Below are 20,372 nucleotides of genomic sequence, written 5' to 3' on the forward strand. Positions count from 1 at the left end.
GCTAGGCCGGGCAGTTGGGGCGTGGGTGACGATATGGCAAAAGATATTATTCAAAGATGCGCGCAAAATGGGCTGCGCATGACCGATCAACGTCGCACCGTTGCTCAAGTCCTGGAAGCCTCACAAGATCATCCCGATGTAGAAGAGCTCTATGCGCGGGCGCTAAAACTCGACCCTCGGATCTCCATCGCGACAGTCTATCGTTCGGTCAAATTGTTCGAGGAATCAGGCATTCTTGAGAAGTTGGAATTTGGCGATGGCCGGGCGCGCTATGAAGATGCAGAGCGTGACCATCACGATCACTTGATCGATATGAACAGCGGTGAAGTGATTGAATTTATTGACCCTGATATTGAAGCCTTGCAAGAAAAAATTGCTGAGCGTCTGGGATACAGGCTTAAGGGACATCGTTTAGAACTGTACGGCGTGCCGATTAAGCGCGGCGACAATGACTGACAGCATAAAACGCGAAAATCTGCTTGGCATCGGTTTCATCACCCTGGCGATGGCTGCCTTTGCGGTGGAAGATTCGCTCATCAAACTTCTCTCAACCCGCCTGTCTTCGGGTCAAATCCTCTTGATGATCGGCGTCGGCGGCACCTTGGGCTTTTATCTCTGGAGCCGCCATAAGGGCGAAGGTGTGACTGCGGAGATGATCCGCAACCCCTGGGTCATTGGCCGCACCCTGTCCGAGCTGGTCGGAACGGCGTTTTTCGTGCTCTCCCTAGCCTTGGTGCCCATTACCACCGTCTCAGCGATTATTCAGGTCAGCCCGCTGCTGGTGACCCTGGGCGCGGCTGTCGTTTTGCGCGAAAAAGTGGGAATTCGGCGCTGGTCGGCAATTCTTGTGGGGCTCTTTGGCGTTGCGGTGATCCTAAGGCCTTGGTCTGCGGCCTTTGAGGCCTCTGCACTTTTGGCTCTTATGGGCGTGATTGGCCTGTCTGCACGCGACGTGGCGACCCGGCGCATCGTCAAATCCACACCCAGCTTGGCGCTCGCAACATTGGGGTTTGGCGCCACCATACCAGCAGGATTGATCCTATTGATCTTTGATCCTCGCTTTGTTTGGCCTGCATCCTCCGACGCCCTGCTGATTGCGGTCAGTATTTTGATCGCCATTGGGGGCTATTATTGCATTATCGCCGCCATGCGCATCGGCGAGGTCTCCGCTGTTGTGCCCTTCCGCTATTCGCGATTGGTATTCGGTGTGGCCATTGGCGTTTGGTATTTTGGCGAAGTGCTGGACCAGTGGACACTCATTGGCTCGGCCATTGTCGTCCTGTCCGGTCTCTACGCGCTGTGGCGCGAATCGCAACTGCGGTAGATTTGCGTCAAATCGCTCTTTCGCCCGCAGCCCCCTCTTGTTAAACCGCGCGCAACAGAACCTTACCGGAGCCACATCCATGTCCACTATTATCGATATTCACGCCCGCGAAATTCTTGACAGCCGGGGCAACCCCACTGTGGAGGTTGATGTGATCTTAGAAGATGGAACGCTCGGCCGCGCGGCCGTGCCCTCGGGGGCCTCAACCGGCGCATATGAGGCCGTTGAGCTGCGCGATGGCGATAAAAGCCGGTATATGGGCAAGGGCGTGTTGACTGCGATTGAAAATGTGAACGGAGAAATTGCCGATGCGCTGATTGGCTTTGAAGCCGATGAACAGGTTGCGATTGATCAGGCCATGATCGAAATGGACGGCACGCCCAACAAATCTCGCCTCGGTGCCAATGCGATTTTGGGGGTCTCCTTGGCCGTCGCCAAAGCTGCCGCAGATTACTGTGGCCAGCCGCTTTATCGCTACATCGGCGGCACCTCAGCCCGGGTGTTGCCTGTGCCGATGATGAATATCCTCAATGGCGGTGAGCATGCGGATAACCCGATTGATATCCAAGAATTCATGATCATGCCGGTTGCAGCTGAAAATATCCGCGATGCGGTGCGCATGGGTGCGGAAGTGTTCCATACGCTCAAAGGTGATCTCATTGCCGCAGGCCTCTCAACGGGCATTGGTGATGAAGGCGGTTTTGCCCCTAATATCTCCTCCTCACGCGCGGCTTTGGACTTCATCATGCAGGCGATTGAGAAAGCCGGCTATAAGCCCGGCGAAGACATTTACCTCGCCTTAGATTGCGCCGCGAGCGAATATTGCAAAAATGGCACCTATGAGATGAAGGGCGAAGGCAAATCGCTCAGCTCTGCTCAGAATGTCGCCTATCTGGCCGCGTTGGTTGACGATTACCCCATTGTCAGCATTGAGGATGGCTGTGATGAGGATGATTGGGACGGGTGGAAACTTTTGACCGAGACACTTGGGGATCGTTGCCAATTGGTCGGCGACGATCTTTTTGTCACCAACCCCGAACGCTTGGCCATGGGCATTGAGCGCGGGTCGGCCAACTCTATGCTGGTGAAAGTCAACCAAATCGGCTCCCTAACCGAGACCATGCGCGCGGTAGAAATGGCGCATCGTGCGGGCTTTACCAATGTGATGAGCCACCGCTCTGGCGAGACCGAAGATGCGACCATTGCCGATCTGGCCGTCGCCACCAACTGCGGGCAGATCAAAACCGGCTCATTGGCGCGGTCTGACCGGCTTGCCAAATACAACCAGTTGATCCGTATTGAGGAAGAATTGGGCGACACCGCGATCTATGCGGGCCGCTCGATCCTCAAATCCTGAGGCACAAACATTCAAAAGACCTCTGCATAACCCAACCGCCAAGCCACAACATTTTGCCCGGTGGCAACACCGGGCAGCGCCTGCCTGCCCAGGCCGGCGCTGCCCTCATTTCGTCTTGAAATGGCGGTATACAGAGGTCTTTTGAACGGGGGATTTTTGCAATCTCTAGGCAAATCCCCCGGCCAATCGGACGCAAACCTAAGGCAAGCTGATTTTTCCACCACAAAGCGGCGCTTTGGTCGCGGTGGTTGCGGGAAATGAGGTCGGCAAGCCGCGCGCCACGCGGGCTGCGAGATAGGCAAAGGCCTGCGCTTCGAGCATGTCGCCATCAAACCCGATATCGTCAATATCAAAAACCTCCATCGGCAAATTCCCTGCCAATTGACGCATGACCTCACTGTTTTTTCGGCCACCGCCACTGATCCAAACCTGCTTGGGAGGCGCCGGCATGAGCACGACACCCGCAGCCACGGCCGCCACGCATATAGCGGTCAGTGTCGCGGCTGCATCCGCTGGGTCCAGCTGGGCGACAAGCCGGGCCATATCGCCGAAGCTGTCGCGATCCAAAGATTTTGGCGCGGGACGCGAAAAATAGGGCTGCTGAAGAAAGCTGGCCACGATCTTCCGATCTATACGACCCGACGCGGCCAAAGTGCCGCCCGCATCATAGGGTTGCCCTGTGGTTTTCAGCATGAAATCATTCAGGGGCGCATTGGCCGGGCCTGTATCAAAGGCCAGCAACCCTTGCTCGGGTGGCAAGCGGGCATCCACCCAAGTGAGATTGCCGACACCCCCCAGATTCACAATCGCCACAGGCTCTTGCATCTGTTTGTAGCGCGCCAGCGCCCAATGAAATATTGGTGCCAAAGGTGCACCCTGCCCGCCGCGCGCCACATCCTCGGAACGAAAATCCCAAGCGACGGCCACACCGGCCTGCCGCGCCAGCTCCGCGCCACTGCCCAGCTGATGCGTGCGCAAGTTTTGCGGATCATGGCTCAGCGTTTGACCATGAAACCCAATCAACTCTGCGGCCGGCAATTGCGCCCATGCCTCCAGATGCGCCCTCAAAATCAAACCCGCCGCCGGCTCCAATCCCGGCTCACCGGGCCACCGGCCCAGCACGCTTTGCAACAGCTGACGCTCGGCAGCGCTATAGGGACGATAGGCGCTGGGGCCGAACTTCGAAATATCGACGCCATCTGTCAAAAGGCAGGCCGCATCCACCCCATCCAGCGAGGTGCCAGACATAAAACCCGTCACCCAAATTGGCTTATTGCTGCCCATGCTCTTTCCCTATGTAATCGCTTTGACTATACACTGGCCCGAAGGCTTTCGAGGAACAAGAGATCAATGACATATCACCCTAAATCAGAATTCATGGCCGTCATGATGCAACGCGGATTTCTGGCCGATTGCACCGATTACCAAGGCCTCGATGACGCTTTGAGCCGCGGGGTGACACCGGCCTATATTGGTTTTGATGCGACGGCAAAATCGCTGCATGTGGGCAGTCTGATCCAGATTATGATGCTGCGCTGGGTGCAAAAAACCGGGCATAAGCCGATCACCCTCATGGGCGGGGGCACGACCAAGGTGGGCGATCCCTCATTTCGCGCCGATGAACGCCCCTTGCTGACAGAGGCGCAAATCGACAGCAATATCGCCGGAATCAAAAAAGTCTTCGAAAGCTATATCAGCTATGATGACGGCCCAACCGGCGCTTTGATGCTCAACAATGCCGAATGGCTCGACAGTCTCAATTACTTGGATTTCCTACGCGACATCGGCCGGCATTTTTCGGTCAATCGCATGTTGAGTTTTGAATCGGTGAAATCGCGGATCGACCGTGAGCAATCATTGAGCTTTCTTGAGTTCAACTACATGATTTTACAGGCCTATGACTTCCTTGAGCTGAACCGCCGATATGGCTGTCTGTTTCAAATGGGGGGATCTGATCAATGGGGCAATATCGTCAATGGGATTGACCTCACCCGCCGGGTTTTGAACCATGAGATCTATGGCCTCACCTCACAGTTGATGACCACATCCGACGGCAAGAAGATGGGAAAATCCCAAAATGGCGCTGTCTGGCTCAATGCCGATATGCTCTCGCCCTATGAGTTTTGGCAATTCTGGCGCAACACCACCGATGCGGACACGGGGCGGTTTTTGAAACTCTACACAGAGTTGCCCATTGAGGAATGTGATCGTCTTGGCGCCTTGCAGGGCTCCGAGATTAACAGCGCAAAAATCATTTTGGCCAATGAGGTCACAAGTTTGCTGCATGGACCGGATGCTGCAAAGACCGCAGAGGCTACAGCCCGCGACGTCTTCGAAAAAGGCGGCGTCGGTGATGATTTGCCCACTTTGACCCTCACGCCGTCCGATATCGCAGATGGCATCTCCATCGTTCAACTTTTGGTGAAATCGGGTTTGGCCGGCAGTGGTAAAGAGGCGAAACGCTTGATCTCCGAGGATGGGGCAAAGTTAAATGACGCCCCGCTCAGCGACGCCAGCCTGGTGCTACACGCGCGCGATCTTGCAGCGCCGATCAAATTATCAAAGGGCAAAAAGAAACACGCTTTGGTTCAGCTGGGATGACGGGCCGCACCGCTCATACCTTCGCCCCTCCGGTGGTCGAGGCCTATAGCTGGCTGGAGGGCAAGGACTTTTCGCAGCGCGCTTTGATTAACGTCAGCCAAGCCGCGCCCCTGGCCCCGCCCCCTGCGCCTTTGCGGGCGCATATGGCCAAGGTCATTGAGGAGGAAGACACCCATCTTTATGGCGCCGTTCTCGGGCTTCCGGCGTTACGGGAAGAATTGGCCCGTCACAGCAGCGCGCTCTATCGTGGCAAAATCACAGCGGCGCAGGTGGCCATCACATCAGGATGCAATCAAGCGTTCAGCGCAGCGATAGCCACGCTCTGCCGCGATGACGATGAGATCATTCTTCCCACCCCCTTCTATTTCAATCACAAAATGTGGCTGGATATGAGCGGTGTGCGCTGCTGCTCTTTGCCCTGCCACGGGGATATGATCCCCGATCCTGCTGAGGCAGCCCAGCTGATCACCGCCCGCACCAAGGCCATTGTGCTGGTCACCCCCAACAATCCCTGTGGGGTGGAATATCCAGCCGAGGTCATTCAGGCCTTCTATGATCTCGCCAAATCCCGCGGGCTTGCCTTAATCATTGATGAAACCTATCGCGATTTTCATGCGCAACCTGGCCCGCCTCATCACCTGTTTGAGCAGGACGATTGGCAAGACACGCTTATTCAGCTCTATTCCTTCTCCAAAGCCTATCGGCTGACCGGTCACAGGGTTGGGGCGGTTACAGCCTGCAAGACGCGGCTGGCGGAGATTGAGAAATTTCTCGACACGGTCACCATCTGCCCCAGTCAATTGGGTCAAAAAGCAGCCCTCTGGGGGTTGCAAAACTTAGGCGACTGGTTGGCCCAGGAGCGGCATGAGATCTTGGCCCGCCGGCAGGCCATCATCGATCGCTTCCCCACCCTGGCCGCGAAAGGTTGGCGTCTCTTGGGGCTTGGCGCCTATTTTGCCTATCTGGAACACCCGTTTGACGTTGATGCAACAGATCTTGCGCAAAAGCTCGTCGAGGAGGCCGCCGTCCTCGCCCTGCCTGGATCTATGTTCGTTCCAGCAGGAGATCACAACGGCCGAAGTCACATGCGTATCGCATTTGCAAATATCAGCGCAGAAATGATCGTTGTTTTATTTGACAGAATGGCACAGGTAAGCCAGTAACTGGCTTGCTGCTGTGTTGCTGATGGCATAAGCATTTTGGAACTAAATTAAAGGGATCACCCCAATGGCTACGAAGAAAAAATCTGGTGCAAGCAAACTCGCGGTTTGGATTATCGTTGGGCTATTAATGTTTGGCATGATCGGATTTGGGGCCGCCGGTTTCAATGGTACGCAACGCAGCCTTGGCAAAGTGGGAGACAAGACCGTGTCGATCTCCTCCTACAGCACTGCTTTGCAAAACGAGATGGCGGAATTTCAAGAGCAAATTGGCCGCGACATTACCCCGCAAGAAATGCAAGCCATTGGCCTCGATCAACGGGCTTTAAACCGGGTGATCAGCACGCGCGCTTTGGATCAATTGGTCACCGACCTCGGCCTGTCCGCGGGGGATGAACGCGTGCGCGAACAGGTGGTGGAAATCTCTGCCTTCCAAGGGCTTGATGGCGAATTTGATCGCGAAGCCTATGCAGAGGTCTTGCAGCGCAACAATCTCAAAGAGGCCGATTTTGAAACCTCCCTGCGCGAGGACGCCGCGCGCCGTATCTTGCAAGAGGCAGTTCTCACGGGCGTCACCGCACCGGAGGCCTATGGTAAAGCCATGGTCGCCTATTTGGCCGAAACACGGGATTTTTCTTGGGCGCGCCTGACCCAGGACATATTGGTCAGCCCGGCGCCCAAGCCCAGCGACGAGGATCTGATCACCTATCACAGCGAAAACCCAGCCGAGTTCACAACTTTGGCCGCCAAATCTATCAGCTATATTTGGCTGACCCCATCCATGCTGGCGGATGGCATCGAAATCGACGAGCGTGAATTGCGCGCGGCCTATGACTCCCGAAGTGATGAATTTATTCAATTGCCCAGCCGCCTGGTCGAACGGATAATTTTCCCCTCGCAAGAAATGGCTGAAAACGCGATGGAGGCAATCACTGAAGAGGCGGCTACATTTGAAGAGGTGGTCGAAAACCGCGGTTTGACGCTGCAAGATGTCGATCTTGGAGATGTCACAGAGGCAGAACTGGGCGCAGCCGGTCCCTTGGTATTCTCTTTGCAAGAGCCTGGCGTGATTGGGCCAGCAGAGACGGACTTGGGCCCGGCATTATTCCGCGTCAACGCAATTTTGGACGGCAATGTGCAAGAATTTGACTCCGTGCGCGACCAATTGAACCTTGATGTTGCTCTGGATGTGGCGAAGCTCCAAATCGCAGACGTCGCTGAACAGGTCGATGATCTCTTGGCCGGGGGCGCGACCTTGGAAGACGTGGCCAGTGAGACAGATCTGCAACTGGCCACTCTGGATTGGCATGTGCAATCAGAAGGCGGCATATCGGACTATGAAGAATTTCAAACCGCTGCGGCCGCTGTCACAGCCGAAGATTTTCCGGCACTGGGAACATTGAGCGACAATGGTATCTTTGCCCTGCGCCTTGATGGAGAATTGCCCGCCGAGCTGCAGCCCTTGGAGAGCGTCCGCGACGCAGTCGCCAAAAGCTGGACAGAGAAACAGATTAAACAGCAGTTGCGCGACCTGGCCGATGGCATTGCCCCGCAGGTCTCGCTCGATGCGCCTCTGGCCAGCTTCGGCCTGACGGAAAATCTCCAAGACGATATGAACCGCAATGACAGCGTGGATGGAACGCCGCCGGCTTTGGTGATGACCGCATTTGAAACAGAGCTGGGCAAAGCCGCTGTGCTGGACGCGGCCGAGGGCGTGATCATCCTCGTGCCCCGCGCCATTCATGCTGCGGATTTCGAAGATCCCCAAGTGCAATCGCTCCAAAGTATCCTGGGCAATCGCATCGACACGACACTGGCGCGCGATGTCTTCGAAGCCTTTAGCAACGCCGCACGCGGGGCGGTGGATGTTAACATCAATCAAACAACGCTGCGCTCCATCAACAACAACCTCCTGGGCGGTGGATAACCCAAATGCAACTCACACCGTCCTACGAAGAATTTGCCGCCAAATATGAGGCGGGCGAAAATCAGCTGGTTTATTCACGTCTCGCGGCCGATCTCGACACGCCCGTATCGGTCATGCTCAAATTGTCTGACGCACAGAAGGATAGTTTCATCCTGGAAAGTGTGACCGGCGGAGAGATTAGAGGCCGCTATTCCATTATTGGCCTGAAGCCTGATTTGATTTGGCGATGCCGGGGCACAGCCAGTGAGATCAACCGCGAGGCCCGGTTTGATCGCAACAGTTTTGCACCACAGGATGGCAATCCGCTGGACGGGCTGCGCGCTTTAATTGCGGAATGCCGCATAGATATGCCCGCCGATTTGCCCTCTGCGGCGGCGGGGCTTTTTGGCTATCTCGGCTATGACATGATCCGCCTGGTTGAGCATTTACCCGATATCAACCCAGATCCCATTGGCGTGCCAGATGCGGTCATGATCCGCCCTACCGTTGTGGCCGTATTGGATGGCGTCAAAGGTGAGGTGACGCTTGTCTCTCCGGCATGGGTCAACTCCGGCCTCTCCGCCCGCGCCGCCTATGCGCAGGCTGCCGAACGGGTCATGGATGCCTTGCGTGATCTCGAACGCCCCGTGAGCTCAACCCATAGAGAACTCAGCGGCGCGGCCCATGTGGGGGCGCCCGTGTCAAATTTCACCAAAGAGGGCTACCTCGCAGCGGTGGAAAAGGCCAAGGATTACATAAAGGCCGGGGATATCTTTCAGGTCGTACCGGCCCAACGCTGGGCGCAGGACTTCACGCTCCCGCCCTTTGCCATGTATCGGGCGCTGCGGCGTGTGAACCCCTCGCCCTTCATGTTCTTTTTTAATTACGGCGATTTCCAAATCATCGGCGCGAGCCCGGAGATATTGGTGCGATTAATGGACAATGAGGTCACTATTCGCCCCATTGCCGGCACGCGCAAGCGCGGCGCCAATGCTGAAGACGATAAAGCCCTGGAGGCTGATCTTTTGTCCGATCCCAAAGAGCTGGCCGAGCATCTCATGCTGTTGGATCTGGGACGGAACGACGTGGGCCGGGTTGCCAAAATCGGCACCGTACGCCCAACGGAAAAATTCTCTGTTGAGCGCTATAGCCATGTCATGCATATCGTCTCGAATGTCGTGGGTGAGTTGGATCCGGCACATGATGCCGTGGCGGCGCTCTTGGCCGGCCTGCCCGCCGGCACACTCTCTGGCGCGCCCAAAGTTCGAGCCATGCAAATCATTGATGAGTTGGAGCCAGAAAAACGCGGCGTTTACGGTGGTGGCTGCGGGTATTTTTCCGCCGGTGGCGACATGGACATCTGCATTGCACTGCGCACAGCTGTGCTCAAGGATGGTAAGCTCTATTCACAGGCCGGCGGCGGCGTTGTCTATGACAGCGACCCGGAGGCGGAATATCAAGAGACGGTGAATAAGGCCAAGGCCGTGTGGACAGCTGCAGCTGATGCCGCAAATTTCGCCGGCAGAGGCAACGGATAGCTGCCCCGCCCTCGCGGGCGCGGCAGATCAACGCTTGGCCGTCCCAGCAGTTTCAAAATGACATGAGGGCTTGTCAAAACACGAACCATGCATCACATTCAAACTATGGAATAAGTGGAGGACCCAAGCTGTGCCAATCTCAAGACGTTATTTCCTTAAATCCAGCGGCGGAGCCGCATTGGCAGCCAGCGGTGCGCTTTGGACGCCACAGGTGGCGCATGCGCAGCTTACTTTCGGGGATATGCGCCTCGATGTACTCAGCGATGGCAGCCTGCGCCTACCCGGCAGTTTTAGTTTTGGACCAATGCCACAGGACGAATTGGGACCAGTTTTAGCAGCCTATGATCAATCACCAGAGCTGCTCACCCCACCGTGTAACGTCACGCTTCTGCGCAGCGGCGATCGCAATATCCTATTTGATGTGGGCTCGGGGCCAGATTTCGCGCCGACAGCGGGGCTGCTCCTCGACTCGCTCGACGCGCTTGGCTTGGCCCCAGAAGACATCACCGATGTGGTCTTTACCCATGGGCATCCAGATCATCTTTGGGGCCTATTGGATGACTTCGATGACCCTTTATTTACCGAAGCCTCCTATCTCATGGGCAAAACCGAGTGGGATTATTGGATTGATCCCAAGACCGTTGACAGCATTTCCAGCGACCGCGTGCCCTTCGCTGTGGGCGCCAAAAGACGCCTAGAGGCCATTGAAGATAATATTGAGTTTTTCAACGATGGCGAAGAGATCTTGCCCGGTGTGGCCGCCCGCGCCAGTTTTGGTCATACGCCTGGACATATGGCATTTGAAATTCGCTCCGGCAGTCAAGCCGCTATGGTTGTCGGCGATGCCATTGGCAATGATCATGTGGCGCTGGCCCGGCCCGCTTGGATCTCAGGATCAGATCAGGATGGGGAGACCGGCGCGGCCACGCGGCTCAGCTTGCTTGACCAAATTGCAACAGAGCAGATGCCTCTCATCGGGTTTCACATCAATCAAGGCGGCATTGGCAGAGTTGAGAAAGCCTCCGAAGGCTATCGTTTTATTGCGGAGACCTAAATTATGCTGAAAAAAGTTATTCTATGCTGCCTTCTGGCCAGCCCGGTGCTGGCCAGCGAAGATATCCCCGATCAATACCCCGCCTCCTTGCTCTATTCAAAACCTGTGGAGGTGATCCCCCATGTCTTTTCCGCCATCGGCGCAACGGCCCCCTCGACCTATGAGAATGCTGGACACAACAACAATTTGAGCTTCATCCTCACAGGCGATGGGGTCGTGGTGATCAATGGCGGCGGCTCTTATCTTTTGGCCCAAGCGCTGCATGAGGAAATCAAAACCTTCACAGATCAGCCCGTGCGTCTTGTGATCAACGAAAACGGCCAGGGCCATGCCATGCTCGGCAATTCCTATTGGGCCGATCAAGGTGTTAAAATTGTCGCCCATATCGATGCAGCCCATGAGTTTGAAGATCGCGGCGCGCAAAGCCTTGCGGGGGCTGAAAACCGCTTGCAAGAGCGCGCGAAGGGCAGCCGGGTGGTGGTGCCCGATGAAACCTTCGAAGAGGTCTACCGCGTGCCATTTGGCGATATGGAGATCCAAGCGCTGCATCTTGGTCCCTCGCATAGCCCGGGTGACATCGTGGTTTGGATGCCAGAGCAAAGCCTGGTGATTGCAGGTGACATCGCATTTCACGAGCGCATGTTGCCCATTTTCGAGGAGACCATCACCATCGATTGGTTGGAGACTTGGGAAGAAGAGTTTGAGAAACTCAACGCCACCTATGTCATTCCTGGCCATGGGCATCCCACAAATATGGACCAAGTGCGCCGATACACCCGTGACTATCTGGTCTATCTGCGCGAAAAAGTGGGAGAACATCTTGATGCCGGCGGCGATTTGGCTGGCGCCTATTATGTCGACCAGAGCCCTTACACCCATCTCGACACATTTGAAGAACTCGCCACGAAAAACGCAGGCCGAGTCTTTGAGCAAATGGAATTCGAATAGGTCTAGGCCCTCGCCTACTGCGCAGCCATGGGTTTGCGTGCCAATTCGCATTGTGTCCAAAGATCACTTAGGGCCGCAACCAAAGCGTCGATATCAGCTGGCGAATGCACCGGCGACGGGGTGATACGCAATCGCTCCGTACCGCGCGGCACTGTGGGATAGTTGATGGGCTGAATGTAAATGCCATAATCCTTCATCAAGATATCGGATATGAACTTACATTTCATGGCATCCCCTACAATCACGGGGATGATATGGCCAGGGTTTTCCACATGAGGAATGCCGAGCGCATCAAAGCGCGCCCGCACTTCGGCCACCCGCTCAGCATGGGCCTGACGCTCCTTTTGGCTGGCTTTTAAATGTCGCACCGAGGCGGTGGCACCCGCCACAACGGCGGGCGGCAGCGCCGTTGTAAAAATGAAACCACTGGCGAAACTGCGCAGAAAATCACAGAGCTCTGCGGAGGCTGCGACATAGCCACCAACCACACCAAAGGCCTTGCCCAATGTGCCTTCAATGACGGTCACGCGATGCATGAGGCCCTCTTGTTCGGCAATGCCTCCGCCGCGCGGACCATAGAGCCCTACCGCATGCACCTCATCAAGATAGGTCATTGCGTTGTATTTCTCCGCCAGGTCGCAGATTTCAGCAATGGGAGCAATGTCACCATCCATGGAATAGACGCTTTCAAAAGCAATCAGCTTCGGACGATCCAAAGGCTGCTGTGCCAATTTGGCCTCAAGATCGGCCAAATCATTGTGCTTCCAAATTTGCCGTTCGGCTTTTGAGTGGCGAATACCTTCAATCATCGACGCATGGTTCAAAGCATCAGAGAGCACCAAACAGTCCGGAATGCGCGCCGCCAAAGTGCCAAGGGCAGCCCAGTTTGACAGATAGCCAGAGGTGAATAACAGCGCGGCGGGTTTGCCGTGTAGATCGGCCAATTCCTCTTCAAGCTGCACGTGATATTGGGTGGTGCCAGAGATGTTACGCGTTCCACCCGCCCCCGCGCCACAGGCGTCAATCGCGTCATGCATGGCGTTCAAGACAGTCGGATTCTGCCCCATGCCGAGGTAATCGTTGGAGCACCAAATCGTGACCTTCTGCGCATGTTCTGCTCGCGCCGTCGCATGGGGAAAATTGCCATTGTGGCGCTCTAGATTGGCGAACACACGATAGTCACCGCTTGTGCGCAGCTTGTCTAAAGAGGCTTTGAAAAACGCGTCATAATTCATGTCAATCTCCAAGCGCGTCTTGTACCAAAGAGTCGAGCAAAGCTTGAACCTGCTGCATGATACCATCGGGGTATCTGCGATATCCGATCATCACTTCACCCGCTCGGTCGGCGACGAAAATCGAATAGGGGCAATGGGCCACATTCATCGGATCGGCTTCCATCACCCGGCGCGAGACAACCGCAGAGCAAAACAAAAAGATATCCGCCGCATCAAAAATCCTAACGTCGCTGCCAAGATCTTGACCCGTCCGCTCCAGCATCTCACCTGTGTGGCTGACGTAATCGATCACCAAACCCGCGTCTAAAATCGCACTTTCAACGCTGAAGGTCGCGTCCTCGAACGTGCCATCAAAAGCATAGGTTATGGCAGGATTTTGCGCCAAAACGGGCAAGGACAAAGTGAGAGACAGAATGAGAGAGAGTCCAAACCCTAAACATGTCTTGCGCATCATCTATCCCTGCCTTGTTCTGGGGGGTGTCCTTATGGACGCACCAAGGTCCAACCGTTTTCGTCAAGCGTCATCAGATCCACAACACCGGCTGGAACTGTTTCCGCCATGGCCACAATCGGCGGCGCTTTGCCTTCTTTTTTCGTCATGCCAGCGATTGTATTGGAGCACGCCGCAAAGGTCACATTTGGCATCGAGGCACCAAAGCTCTGCAGGCGTTCCAGAACGGGCGAAGTGTCTTCGCGCAGCATGTGCAGCCCAGCATTGAAAGCCACGACGCGCACTTCAATGGTCTCGCCGAGACCTTCATAATGGCGCACCACATTGGCAGCGACATTCAACACTGTATTCATTTTCTGCGGGTTATTGTCGCTGATTTGCAGCGCCAGCTTGTGATCGGCCAGCCCATCCTGGGCCATAGCAGCTGCCCCAATCACACAGGACAGCAAGAAAGCTGAGAGTTTCATAACAAGTCGCATCGTAGATCTCCCTGAACAAAAGGGGTTTGAGGCAGGCCAGCCCGCCTCAAACCGGTGATATCATCGTGCAGTCTTACTCGAAGGTTTTCAAGTATTCGATAACGGCGGCTTGATCCGCCGCCTTGCGAAGCCCCGCAAAGGACATTTTTGTGCCCTTAAGGTAGGCCTTTGGTTTCGCCAAAAAGGCTGTCAATTCCGCTTCAGACCAAATTAATCCATCCTGAGCTGCATCGCGCAGCGCGTTGGAGTATTTGAAACCCTCCACAGATCCCGCAGCCGCGCCCACAACACTGTTGAGAACCGGGCCAGAGCGGTTTTTCGCTTTTTCACCGACCTGATGGCAAGATTTGCATTTCTTGAACACTTTCTCACCGGCAGCCGCCAGCTCCATATCAATTGCAGGGGCCTCTGGCTCAGGGGCCGCTTCTGGCGCGGCGGAGGCACTGGCCTCAGTGGCGCCCGCATTTGTGTCCAGCTCAGGCGTCACATCCAAGACCAATGCGCGCATAGTGATCTCAACGCTATCTTTACAATCTGTCATGCAAGGCTCGCCTGACCAAATCGCATATTCTGCCTCTGCGCGGTCATCTACGATGAAACCATCCGCATTTGGCATTTCGAAATCCATGAAATTCTCATCGGATAATACATAGTCATCCTCGATCAAGTCATTGGAATAAAGAATATAAGCCACGATTGCATAGACTTCGTCATCGCTCAATGTGCCGGCGTTGCCGTAGGGCATGGAGCGTCTAATGTAATCATAGGCAGTGGTCAAATGCGGCCAGTAAGATCCTACGGTTTTCAACGGATCCTCATGATCCAGCGTATCAGCGCCCCCCGCCAATTTTGGCCAATTGTCGATGCCTTCGGCGAAATCCCCATGACAGGCCGCACATTTCTCAGCGAAAATCTCTTCGCCATCTAGCGCGTCTCCCGACCCGACAGGCAGACCATCTCCCTTAGCATTGATGTCCCAATCCCAAGCGGCAATTTCAGCGGGCAAAGCGGCCCGGCCCAGGCCAAGTTTTTCGGCCATAACAGGAGCGGCCAGGCAGGAGGCGGTCAAAGCGATGGTTAAGGATTTAAGATACTTCGACATTTTCTGCCTCCCCGTTTTCACGCACCCACCAAGTTTGAATGCAATTATTGTGATAGATTGAGTTGAGACCGCGCACCTCGCGGAGCTGTGCTTTGGTCGGCTGCACATAGCCCGTCTCATCCATGGCCCGCGATTGCAGAAGCATTTCAGAGCCATCCCAATCCACATCCAGATAAAAGCGGGTGAGCGCCATTTTCTCGCCAGGCTTGGCCAAGCGGGCGGTTTCCCAGGTCTTGCCCCCGTCTCTGGACACATCCACGCGGGTGATGGCACCATTTCCAGACCAAGCCAGCCCGGTGATCACCAAAGGCCCTTTGCCATGGGTGATGGGGGCTTGTGGGCTTGGAGAGGTCACAACAGATTTCGCATCCATGGCCCATGTCCATTTCCGGCTGGTGCCGTCCTCAAGCGTGTCGGTATATTTTGACGTTTCCTCGCGGGATTCTACCGGCTCATTGGTCACCTCAATACGGCGGATCCATTTGACCCACATATTGCCTTCCCAACCGGGCACAACCAAACGCACCGGATAGCCATGCTCTTTGCGCAGAGCTTCGCCATTGGCCTTGAAGGCCACCAGAACATCGTCCAAAGCCTTTTCCATAGGAATAGAGCGCCCGTTCGATGAGGCATCGGCCCCTTCGACAAAGACCCATTTGCCCGCTGTGTCATAGCCGGCTTCTTGCAAAAGCAGGCGCAGCGGCACACCGGTATATTCCATATTGTGGATCATACCATGGGTAAACTGCGCGCCATTGAGCTGCGCGCCGGCCCATTCCATGCCCGTATTGGCCGCGCATTCGCAGAAATACACATGGTTTTCCCGTGGAAAGCGCTCCAAATCTTCATAGGTAAATACCAAAGGCGTATCAACCAACCCATTGATCATCAAACGGTAATCACTTTTCTTAAGGTCAATCGCGCCAGAGTGATGACGCTCAAAAGCGCAGCCCTGCGGTGTGATCGTGCCATCGAGTGCATGGATCGGTGTGAAATTGATCGAACTGACCGTATCGGCAGTCAACCACTCCACATTGCGGCGGATAACGTCCCCCTCATATTCAATCGGCAAACCATAAGGCGTGGCATCCACACCATCGCCGAAGCTTTGTGCCCAGTCTTGGGACTCGACAATTAAGGGATCTGCAGTTTGCGCCCGCGCTGCGGAAGAGGTCACAACCCCTGCCCCAACTGCCGCGGCGCCACTTAAAAACGCCCGGCGGGATGGTTTTTTGACGTCATATGTCGACATAGTATTTTCCTTCAATCACACAGAGCCGCCTTAGGCCCCGATAACCTCAACAGAGTTGTTCGGATCCAATGAGATCGTCCCTTGCTTGCGGATATGATTTTCCACCACATCCCAAATTTGCGGCCCCTCAGTGCCTTCGTTCACACTGGCCCAACCGGCAATTGTGTAGCTTTTCGCAGATTCGATCTTCTCACCCGTTTTCAATAAAGTCATATCGGTGATCCGTTGACCCTGGGGTTTGTTGATATCGATGCGATAACCAAGGCCGCCAACCCGCACCATATCCCCGCCTTGCTGATAGTAAGGATCCGGGTTGAACAGGTTGTCGGCCACATCTTCCAAGACCACATGCAGGAATTCACCGGTCATCTCGGTTCGATAAACCTCGCCGTAAGACATTGAAGTTACGTTCCAAATATCTTCGCGGGTAATATCTTGGCCGGGGAGAATCGATGGACCCCAGCGCACGCCGGGCGACAAGGCAATGTCCGCATCCCGCTCTTCAATCAATGCGTTACAAATGAGATCATCCCATGTGCCATTGAAATTGCCGCGGCGATAAAGCGTTTGATCCTCTGCTGTGCGGCCAATGACTTCGCGCAGCTCCGTCTCATAAGGAGCGCGCTGCGCGTCAATGACTTTTGCAACTTCCGCATCTGGCTCAATCACATCTGAGAAGATTGGGATCAGCTTGTGCCGGAAACCCATCATCTGGCCGTTGCGCACGTCCAGATCCACGCGGCTGACGAATTTTCCGTTAGAGCCGGACGCCACGATGATGGTTTTTTCCACCAATACAGGTTCGGGCAAGGCGTCATGGGTATGGCCAGAAAGGATCACATCAATCCCTGTCACAATGCCAGCCATTTGTTTGTCCACATCAAAGCCATTGTGGCTGAGACAGACCACCAGATCGGCCCCATTGGCGCGGACCTCATCCACCATCGCTTGCATATTCTCATCGCGGATACCGAAGGCATACTCGGGGAACATCCAGCCGGGATTGGCGATGGGCATATAGGGGAAGGCCTGACCAATCACGGCAACTTTCACCCCACCGGTTTCAAAGAACTTATAGGGCGGGAACATGTCGGTCGGCTCATCCCATTCGCTGTCAAAAATATTCTGGCCCAAAGCCGCGAAAGGCAGCCCTTCAACAATCTCATTGACCCGCTCGCTGCCCAGGGTGAACTCCCAATGGAAGGTCATCGCATCAGGCCGCAAAGCATTCATAACATTGACCATATCCTGCCCGGCAGTTTTGTGGCAGGTGTAAGAGCCATGCCAAGTATCCCCCCCATCCAGCAGCAAAGCATCGGGACGCTCGGCGCGGATGTGATTGATGACAGTGGCGACACGATCCAATCCACCAACGCGCCCATAGCCCTTGGCCAGAGAGGAAAAATCATCATACGTCAGCGCATAGGCCGAGGCGCTGCCATCATTAATGCCATAGAGCTTGCGGAAATCTGCCCCGGTGACATGCGGCACCTGTCCGCGATTGCCACCGACACCAATATTGATCTCAGGTTCACGGAAGAAGATGGGTTTCATCTGAGCGTGAATATCTGTCACATGGATCAAAGAGACATTGCCGAAGGTATCAAATTCGAGCAACTTACTTTGGGTCAAGGATTGCTGTGCTGCCAGCCGGCCCCAGTTGCCAAAGCCAGATCCACCGTAAAGCGCGGCCGCGGCCATAGTGGTTTGCAAAAAATCACGACGAGATATCATTTCGGTCCTCACATCCGCGCCACATATGCACGATATTGAATTCGTTTAACTGTAAAAGAACCCATGGCCCCTCATAGGACATGGGTTCTCAAGGTTTATATTAGTTGCGGACCGATGGGGTCTCTACAGATAGACCATTGCCACGCGCTGCGAGATAGAGCTCAAGAGCCTTAAATTCATCGCCACCCACCTTAAAGGGTGTCGCGCGAATATTTTCCATACAGCCTTTGAAACGCCCATGCGCAGAGTTCAGCTTAGCATTCTTCAAACGGTATGCTGGAAAGCCGTTGATTTGACCTTGGCTCAGGTGATCGGCCCGGATCATCACGCCGTAATTGTCTTCATGACAATTTGAGCAGGCCATATCCAATTGACCAACACGCTGGTAATAGAGGTCCTTACCCCGCTCAAAGAACGACGCCGCATCACCATCAACCGCAACATTAATCGACATGCCGCGCGATTGCAGCCCGATCAAAGCGGTCACAGCGGTCATTTGACCACCGGAATACTTCCAAGGCTCCGCACCCATACGGTCAGTGCGGCATTCATTGACCAGATCTTCCATAGTGACCAATTCGCCATTCTCCACCCGTGGCAGAGTTGGACGCAGGCCCGCAAAATCGGCTACATCTTCGTGACAGCTTGCACAGGCCTTGCCTTCGGACCCTTCAACCTTATCAAACAAATCAACGCCTTGATCGACGAAAACGAAGGCCGGATTCTCGAAATCATCCATTTGCAGAACCTGGGTTTCACCCGTTCTAAAGTGCCAACCAGAATAGACCGTATCGAGGTTTTCAGCAAAGGCCGGCGCATCGGCCCGGGTCTTAATAACTTCCCCGTCTACCGACAATGTCGCGTCATCTTGTGCAGACGCAAAACCAGCGGACAAAGCGACAATGGCTGCACTCGTTAGTAAAGTCTTGAATTCCATTTTCAGTCCTCCCTAGACCACAAGATATTAGGCTATTTTTATTTTCTTTGAGGTCTCATAGACAGAACCATCGTCGTCATACCAAGTGAATTTGAACTCACCGGCTTCAGACACCATGGCATCAAATTGGAAATATGGATTCGTTGAAATCGCAGGTTCCAAAGTCACATCGATGATATTTTGACCATTAAAGTCGGCTACAAACCGATTGATAATTGAGCGCGGGATGATGTTTCCGTCGCCATCTTTGCGCACACCGGATTCCATTTTATGGCTGATCAAAGTCTTGATCGTGATCACATCACCTGCTGCGGCCGATTTTGGAACCTTAACGCGCGGTTTTACACCTTTCGCCATCAGTACTTCTCCTTAAATTCTGAGTTTAGCCGCCGCAGCCGCCGATTGTTACTTTTACAGTGGCACCCGCTTGGCGGAATGAGCCATCTTCCATTTTCGCCACAGCAACCACGTCTTGGGTCTTTGCCAAACGAATCCGAGTTGCGCCGGACCGCGCGCCAGCCATTGGACCGAAATTAAATGTGGCGACGGCTGGCGTCGGGTTGCCCGTTGCCAACAGCATGATGGACACGGCGCCGGGCGCTGTGACCGATACGGGCACAGTGTTGCCGTTTTCGGCGATCTCAGGGGCTGTCAGCTCAATGCCGCCCTCTGCAACGCTGGCGCCGCCAGTAAAGGCCGCAATTGCATCATCGGTTTTCGATGCAAAGGCGGGCATCCCTGATAAACTCGCAGCGGCAAATGCGCCGGATCCGAGGGCCAGAATGTTTCGTCTCGTAAATTCCATGTTATGTCTCCCTGATCTTAGTCAGATCTTTAGTCTTTAAGGGTCAAAAGATATGCCACCACATCTTCAACTTGTTGGGCTGTCAGAAGCGATTTGCCATCGAATTTTTTGAGCGGGCGCTCATATCCGCTATCGATGTAGAAAGCTGGCATAATCGTACCATCGAACATCATCTTGGCGTTGACCACGATCCCGCGCAATTCAGCCGCTTCCCAGCGATCACCAACGCCGGTCAGTGGCGGGCCGACTTCCCCGTGAAACTGCTGCTCTGGCATGTCATCATTCGTATGGCAGGCGAGGCAGTTTCCCAATTTGCGATTCATAAAGGTCTTACGACCCGCGGAGGCATCTCCAGCCGTTCCGGTCAAAGAGGCCATCACAGAGCCATCCTGAAACGCGACATCACTTGGCGCAGTCTCCGCGACAGCAGTTGTCACACTCAGCACCGACACTGCGGCAATTGTAAAAATATTTCTCATGCGTCCTCCC

General features: G+C 54.8%; 20 protein-coding genes. 9 read left to right on the plus strand and 11 right to left on the minus strand.

What is annotated here, in order from left to right; all coding sequences use genetic code 11:
• The first annotated feature begins 33 nt into the window (after nucleotides 1-33).
• From RCA23_RS08790 to eno, 3 genes are all read left to right on the plus strand, one after another.
• Nucleotides 34-456, plus strand: a complete 423-nt coding sequence (locus RCA23_RS08790) for a transcriptional repressor (protein ID WP_044049998.1) — start codon at nucleotides 34-36, stop codon at nucleotides 454-456.
• The gene (locus RCA23_RS08795) at nucleotides 449-1,324 is read left to right on the plus strand and encodes a DMT family transporter (protein ID WP_044049999.1); all 876 of its coding nucleotides are present in this window, start codon (nucleotides 449-451) and stop codon (nucleotides 1,322-1,324) included. The genes RCA23_RS08790 and RCA23_RS08795 overlap by 8 nt, the downstream gene beginning before the upstream one ends.
• 79 nt (nucleotides 1,325-1,403) lie before the next feature.
• Nucleotides 1,404-2,681: a phosphopyruvate hydratase gene (gene eno / locus RCA23_RS08800; protein ID WP_044050000.1), complete on the plus strand. Its 1,278-nt coding sequence runs from the start codon at nucleotides 1,404-1,406 to the stop codon at nucleotides 2,679-2,681.
• A gap of 198 nt (nucleotides 2,682-2,879) precedes the next feature.
• On the opposite strand, the gene RCA23_RS08805 is transcribed toward eno, so the two are convergent.
• Nucleotides 2,880-3,965 carry an anhydro-N-acetylmuramic acid kinase gene (locus RCA23_RS08805; RefSeq protein ID WP_044050001.1) on the minus strand — a complete coding sequence of 362 codons (1,086 nt, stop codon included), beginning with the start codon at nucleotides 3,963-3,965 and terminating at the stop codon, nucleotides 2,880-2,882.
• 66 nt (nucleotides 3,966-4,031) lie between these two features.
• On the opposite strand from RCA23_RS08805, the gene tyrS reads away from it, so the two are divergent.
• The 6 genes from tyrS to RCA23_RS08835 all read left to right on the plus strand — a co-directional run bounded on the left by tyrS (nucleotide 4,032) and on the right by RCA23_RS08835 (nucleotide 11,888).
• The gene (gene tyrS / locus RCA23_RS08810) at nucleotides 4,032-5,282 is read left to right on the plus strand and encodes a tyrosine--tRNA ligase (RefSeq protein WP_044050002.1); all 1,251 of its coding nucleotides are present in this window, start codon (nucleotides 4,032-4,034) and stop codon (nucleotides 5,280-5,282) included.
• Entirely contained in the window at nucleotides 5,279-6,445 is a 1,167-nt protein-coding gene (locus tag RCA23_RS08815) for an aminotransferase (protein WP_052377107.1), read from the plus strand. The genes tyrS and RCA23_RS08815 overlap by 4 nt, the downstream gene beginning before the upstream one ends.
• 64 nt (nucleotides 6,446-6,509) lie before the next feature.
• On the plus strand, nucleotides 6,510-8,369 hold the full coding sequence (locus tag RCA23_RS08820) for a SurA N-terminal domain-containing protein (RefSeq protein WP_044050003.1): 1,860 nt from the start codon (nucleotides 6,510-6,512) through the stop codon (nucleotides 8,367-8,369).
• Between the two features lie 5 nt (nucleotides 8,370-8,374).
• On the plus strand, nucleotides 8,375-9,886 hold the full coding sequence (gene trpE / locus RCA23_RS08825) for an anthranilate synthase component I (RefSeq protein WP_044050004.1): 1,512 nt from the start codon (nucleotides 8,375-8,377) through the stop codon (nucleotides 9,884-9,886).
• A gap of 130 nt (nucleotides 9,887-10,016) precedes the next feature.
• The gene (locus RCA23_RS08830; RefSeq protein ID WP_052377108.1) at nucleotides 10,017-10,940 is read left to right on the plus strand and encodes an MBL fold metallo-hydrolase; all 924 of its coding nucleotides are present in this window, start codon (nucleotides 10,017-10,019) and stop codon (nucleotides 10,938-10,940) included.
• A 3-nt stretch (nucleotides 10,941-10,943) separates the two neighbouring features.
• Complete coding sequence (locus RCA23_RS08835; RefSeq protein ID WP_044050005.1) at nucleotides 10,944-11,888, plus strand: MBL fold metallo-hydrolase; 945 nt, start codon at nucleotides 10,944-10,946, stop codon at nucleotides 11,886-11,888.
• Nucleotides 11,889-11,902: 14 nt separating this feature from the next.
• Here the strand turns inward: RCA23_RS08835 and hemA are convergent, their stop codons facing one another.
• The 10 genes from hemA to soxX form a co-directional block, all read right to left on the minus strand.
• Complete coding sequence (gene hemA, locus RCA23_RS08840; RefSeq protein WP_044050006.1) at nucleotides 11,903-13,123, minus strand: 5-aminolevulinate synthase; 1,221 nt, start codon at nucleotides 13,121-13,123, stop codon at nucleotides 11,903-11,905.
• 1 nt (nucleotide 13,124) lies between these two features.
• Nucleotides 13,125-13,574, minus strand: a complete 450-nt coding sequence (locus tag RCA23_RS08845; RefSeq protein ID WP_044051431.1) for a DUF302 domain-containing protein — start codon at nucleotides 13,572-13,574, stop codon at nucleotides 13,125-13,127.
• Nucleotides 13,575-13,606: 32 nt separating this feature from the next.
• Complete coding sequence (locus tag RCA23_RS08850; RefSeq protein ID WP_236631336.1) at nucleotides 13,607-14,053, minus strand: DsrE family protein; 447 nt, start codon at nucleotides 14,051-14,053, stop codon at nucleotides 13,607-13,609.
• Between the two features lie 73 nt (nucleotides 14,054-14,126).
• Nucleotides 14,127-15,155 (minus strand): c-type cytochrome, encoded by a 1,029-nt coding sequence (locus RCA23_RS08855; protein WP_044050008.1) that lies wholly within the window; start codon nucleotides 15,153-15,155, stop codon nucleotides 14,127-14,129.
• Nucleotides 15,139-16,407: a sulfite dehydrogenase gene (gene soxC, locus RCA23_RS08860; RefSeq protein ID WP_044050009.1), complete on the minus strand. Its 1,269-nt coding sequence runs from the start codon at nucleotides 16,405-16,407 to the stop codon at nucleotides 15,139-15,141. Before soxC ends, RCA23_RS08855 begins: the two co-directional genes overlap by 17 nt.
• 30 nt (nucleotides 16,408-16,437) lie before the next feature.
• Entirely contained in the window at nucleotides 16,438-18,141 is a 1,704-nt protein-coding gene (gene soxB / locus RCA23_RS08865; RefSeq protein WP_044050010.1) for a thiosulfohydrolase SoxB, read from the minus strand.
• Nucleotides 18,142-18,241: 100 nt separating this feature from the next.
• Complete coding sequence (gene soxA, locus RCA23_RS08870; protein ID WP_044050011.1) at nucleotides 18,242-19,078, minus strand: sulfur oxidation c-type cytochrome SoxA; 837 nt, start codon at nucleotides 19,076-19,078, stop codon at nucleotides 18,242-18,244.
• Nucleotides 19,079-19,105: 27 nt separating this feature from the next.
• Nucleotides 19,106-19,435: a thiosulfate oxidation carrier complex protein SoxZ gene (gene soxZ, locus RCA23_RS08875; RefSeq protein WP_044050012.1), complete on the minus strand. Its 330-nt coding sequence runs from the start codon at nucleotides 19,433-19,435 to the stop codon at nucleotides 19,106-19,108.
• Nucleotides 19,436-19,460: 25 nt separating this feature from the next.
• Nucleotides 19,461-19,883, minus strand: a complete 423-nt coding sequence (soxY, locus tag RCA23_RS08880; protein WP_044050013.1) for a thiosulfate oxidation carrier protein SoxY — start codon at nucleotides 19,881-19,883, stop codon at nucleotides 19,461-19,463.
• Between the two features lie 29 nt (nucleotides 19,884-19,912).
• The gene (gene soxX / locus RCA23_RS08885; protein WP_044050014.1) at nucleotides 19,913-20,362 is read right to left on the minus strand and encodes a sulfur oxidation c-type cytochrome SoxX; all 450 of its coding nucleotides are present in this window, start codon (nucleotides 20,360-20,362) and stop codon (nucleotides 19,913-19,915) included.
• Between the last annotated feature and the right edge of the window lie 10 nt (nucleotides 20,363-20,372).

It is taken from the genome of Planktomarina temperata RCA23 (assembly GCF_000738435.1).
Lineage (GTDB): Bacteria > Pseudomonadota > Alphaproteobacteria > Rhodobacterales > Rhodobacteraceae > Planktomarina > Planktomarina temperata.

Coding starts and splice junctions, on each gene's coding strand:
- RCA23_RS08790 (WP_044049998.1), top strand. CDS start 34: ATGGCAAAAGATATTATTCAAAGATGCGCGCAAAATGGGCTGCGCATG.
- RCA23_RS08795 (WP_044049999.1), top strand. CDS start 449: ATGACTGACAGCATAAAACGCGAAAATCTGCTTGGCATCGGTTTCATC.
- eno (WP_044050000.1), top strand. CDS start 1,404: ATGTCCACTATTATCGATATTCACGCCCGCGAAATTCTTGACAGCCGG.
- RCA23_RS08805 (WP_044050001.1), bottom strand. CDS start 3,965: ATGGGCAGCAATAAGCCAATTTGGGTGACGGGTTTTATGTCTGGCACC.
- tyrS (WP_044050002.1), top strand. CDS start 4,032: ATGACATATCACCCTAAATCAGAATTCATGGCCGTCATGATGCAACGC.
- RCA23_RS08815 (WP_052377107.1), top strand. CDS start 5,279: ATGACGGGCCGCACCGCTCATACCTTCGCCCCTCCGGTGGTCGAGGCC.
- RCA23_RS08820 (WP_044050003.1), top strand. CDS start 6,510: ATGGCTACGAAGAAAAAATCTGGTGCAAGCAAACTCGCGGTTTGGATT.
- trpE (WP_044050004.1), top strand. CDS start 8,375: ATGCAACTCACACCGTCCTACGAAGAATTTGCCGCCAAATATGAGGCG.
- RCA23_RS08835 (WP_044050005.1), top strand. CDS start 10,944: ATGCTGAAAAAAGTTATTCTATGCTGCCTTCTGGCCAGCCCGGTGCTG.
- hemA (WP_044050006.1), bottom strand. CDS start 13,123: ATGAATTATGACGCGTTTTTCAAAGCCTCTTTAGACAAGCTGCGCACA.
- RCA23_RS08845 (WP_044051431.1), bottom strand. CDS start 13,574: ATGCGCAAGACATGTTTAGGGTTTGGACTCTCTCTCATTCTGTCTCTC.
- RCA23_RS08850 (WP_236631336.1), bottom strand. CDS start 14,053: ATGCGACTTGTTATGAAACTCTCAGCTTTCTTGCTGTCCTGTGTGATT.
- RCA23_RS08855 (WP_044050008.1), bottom strand. CDS start 15,155: ATGTCGAAGTATCTTAAATCCTTAACCATCGCTTTGACCGCCTCCTGC.
- soxC (WP_044050009.1), bottom strand. CDS start 16,407: ATGTCGACATATGACGTCAAAAAACCATCCCGCCGGGCGTTTTTAAGT.
- soxB (WP_044050010.1), bottom strand. CDS start 18,141: ATGATATCTCGTCGTGATTTTTTGCAAACCACTATGGCCGCGGCCGCG.
- soxA (WP_044050011.1), bottom strand. CDS start 19,078: ATGGAATTCAAGACTTTACTAACGAGTGCAGCCATTGTCGCTTTGTCC.
- soxZ (WP_044050012.1), bottom strand. CDS start 19,435: ATGGCGAAAGGTGTAAAACCGCGCGTTAAGGTTCCAAAATCGGCCGCA.
- soxY (WP_044050013.1), bottom strand. CDS start 19,883: ATGGAATTTACGAGACGAAACATTCTGGCCCTCGGATCCGGCGCATTT.
- soxX (WP_044050014.1), bottom strand. CDS start 20,362: ATGAGAAATATTTTTACAATTGCCGCAGTGTCGGTGCTGAGTGTGACA.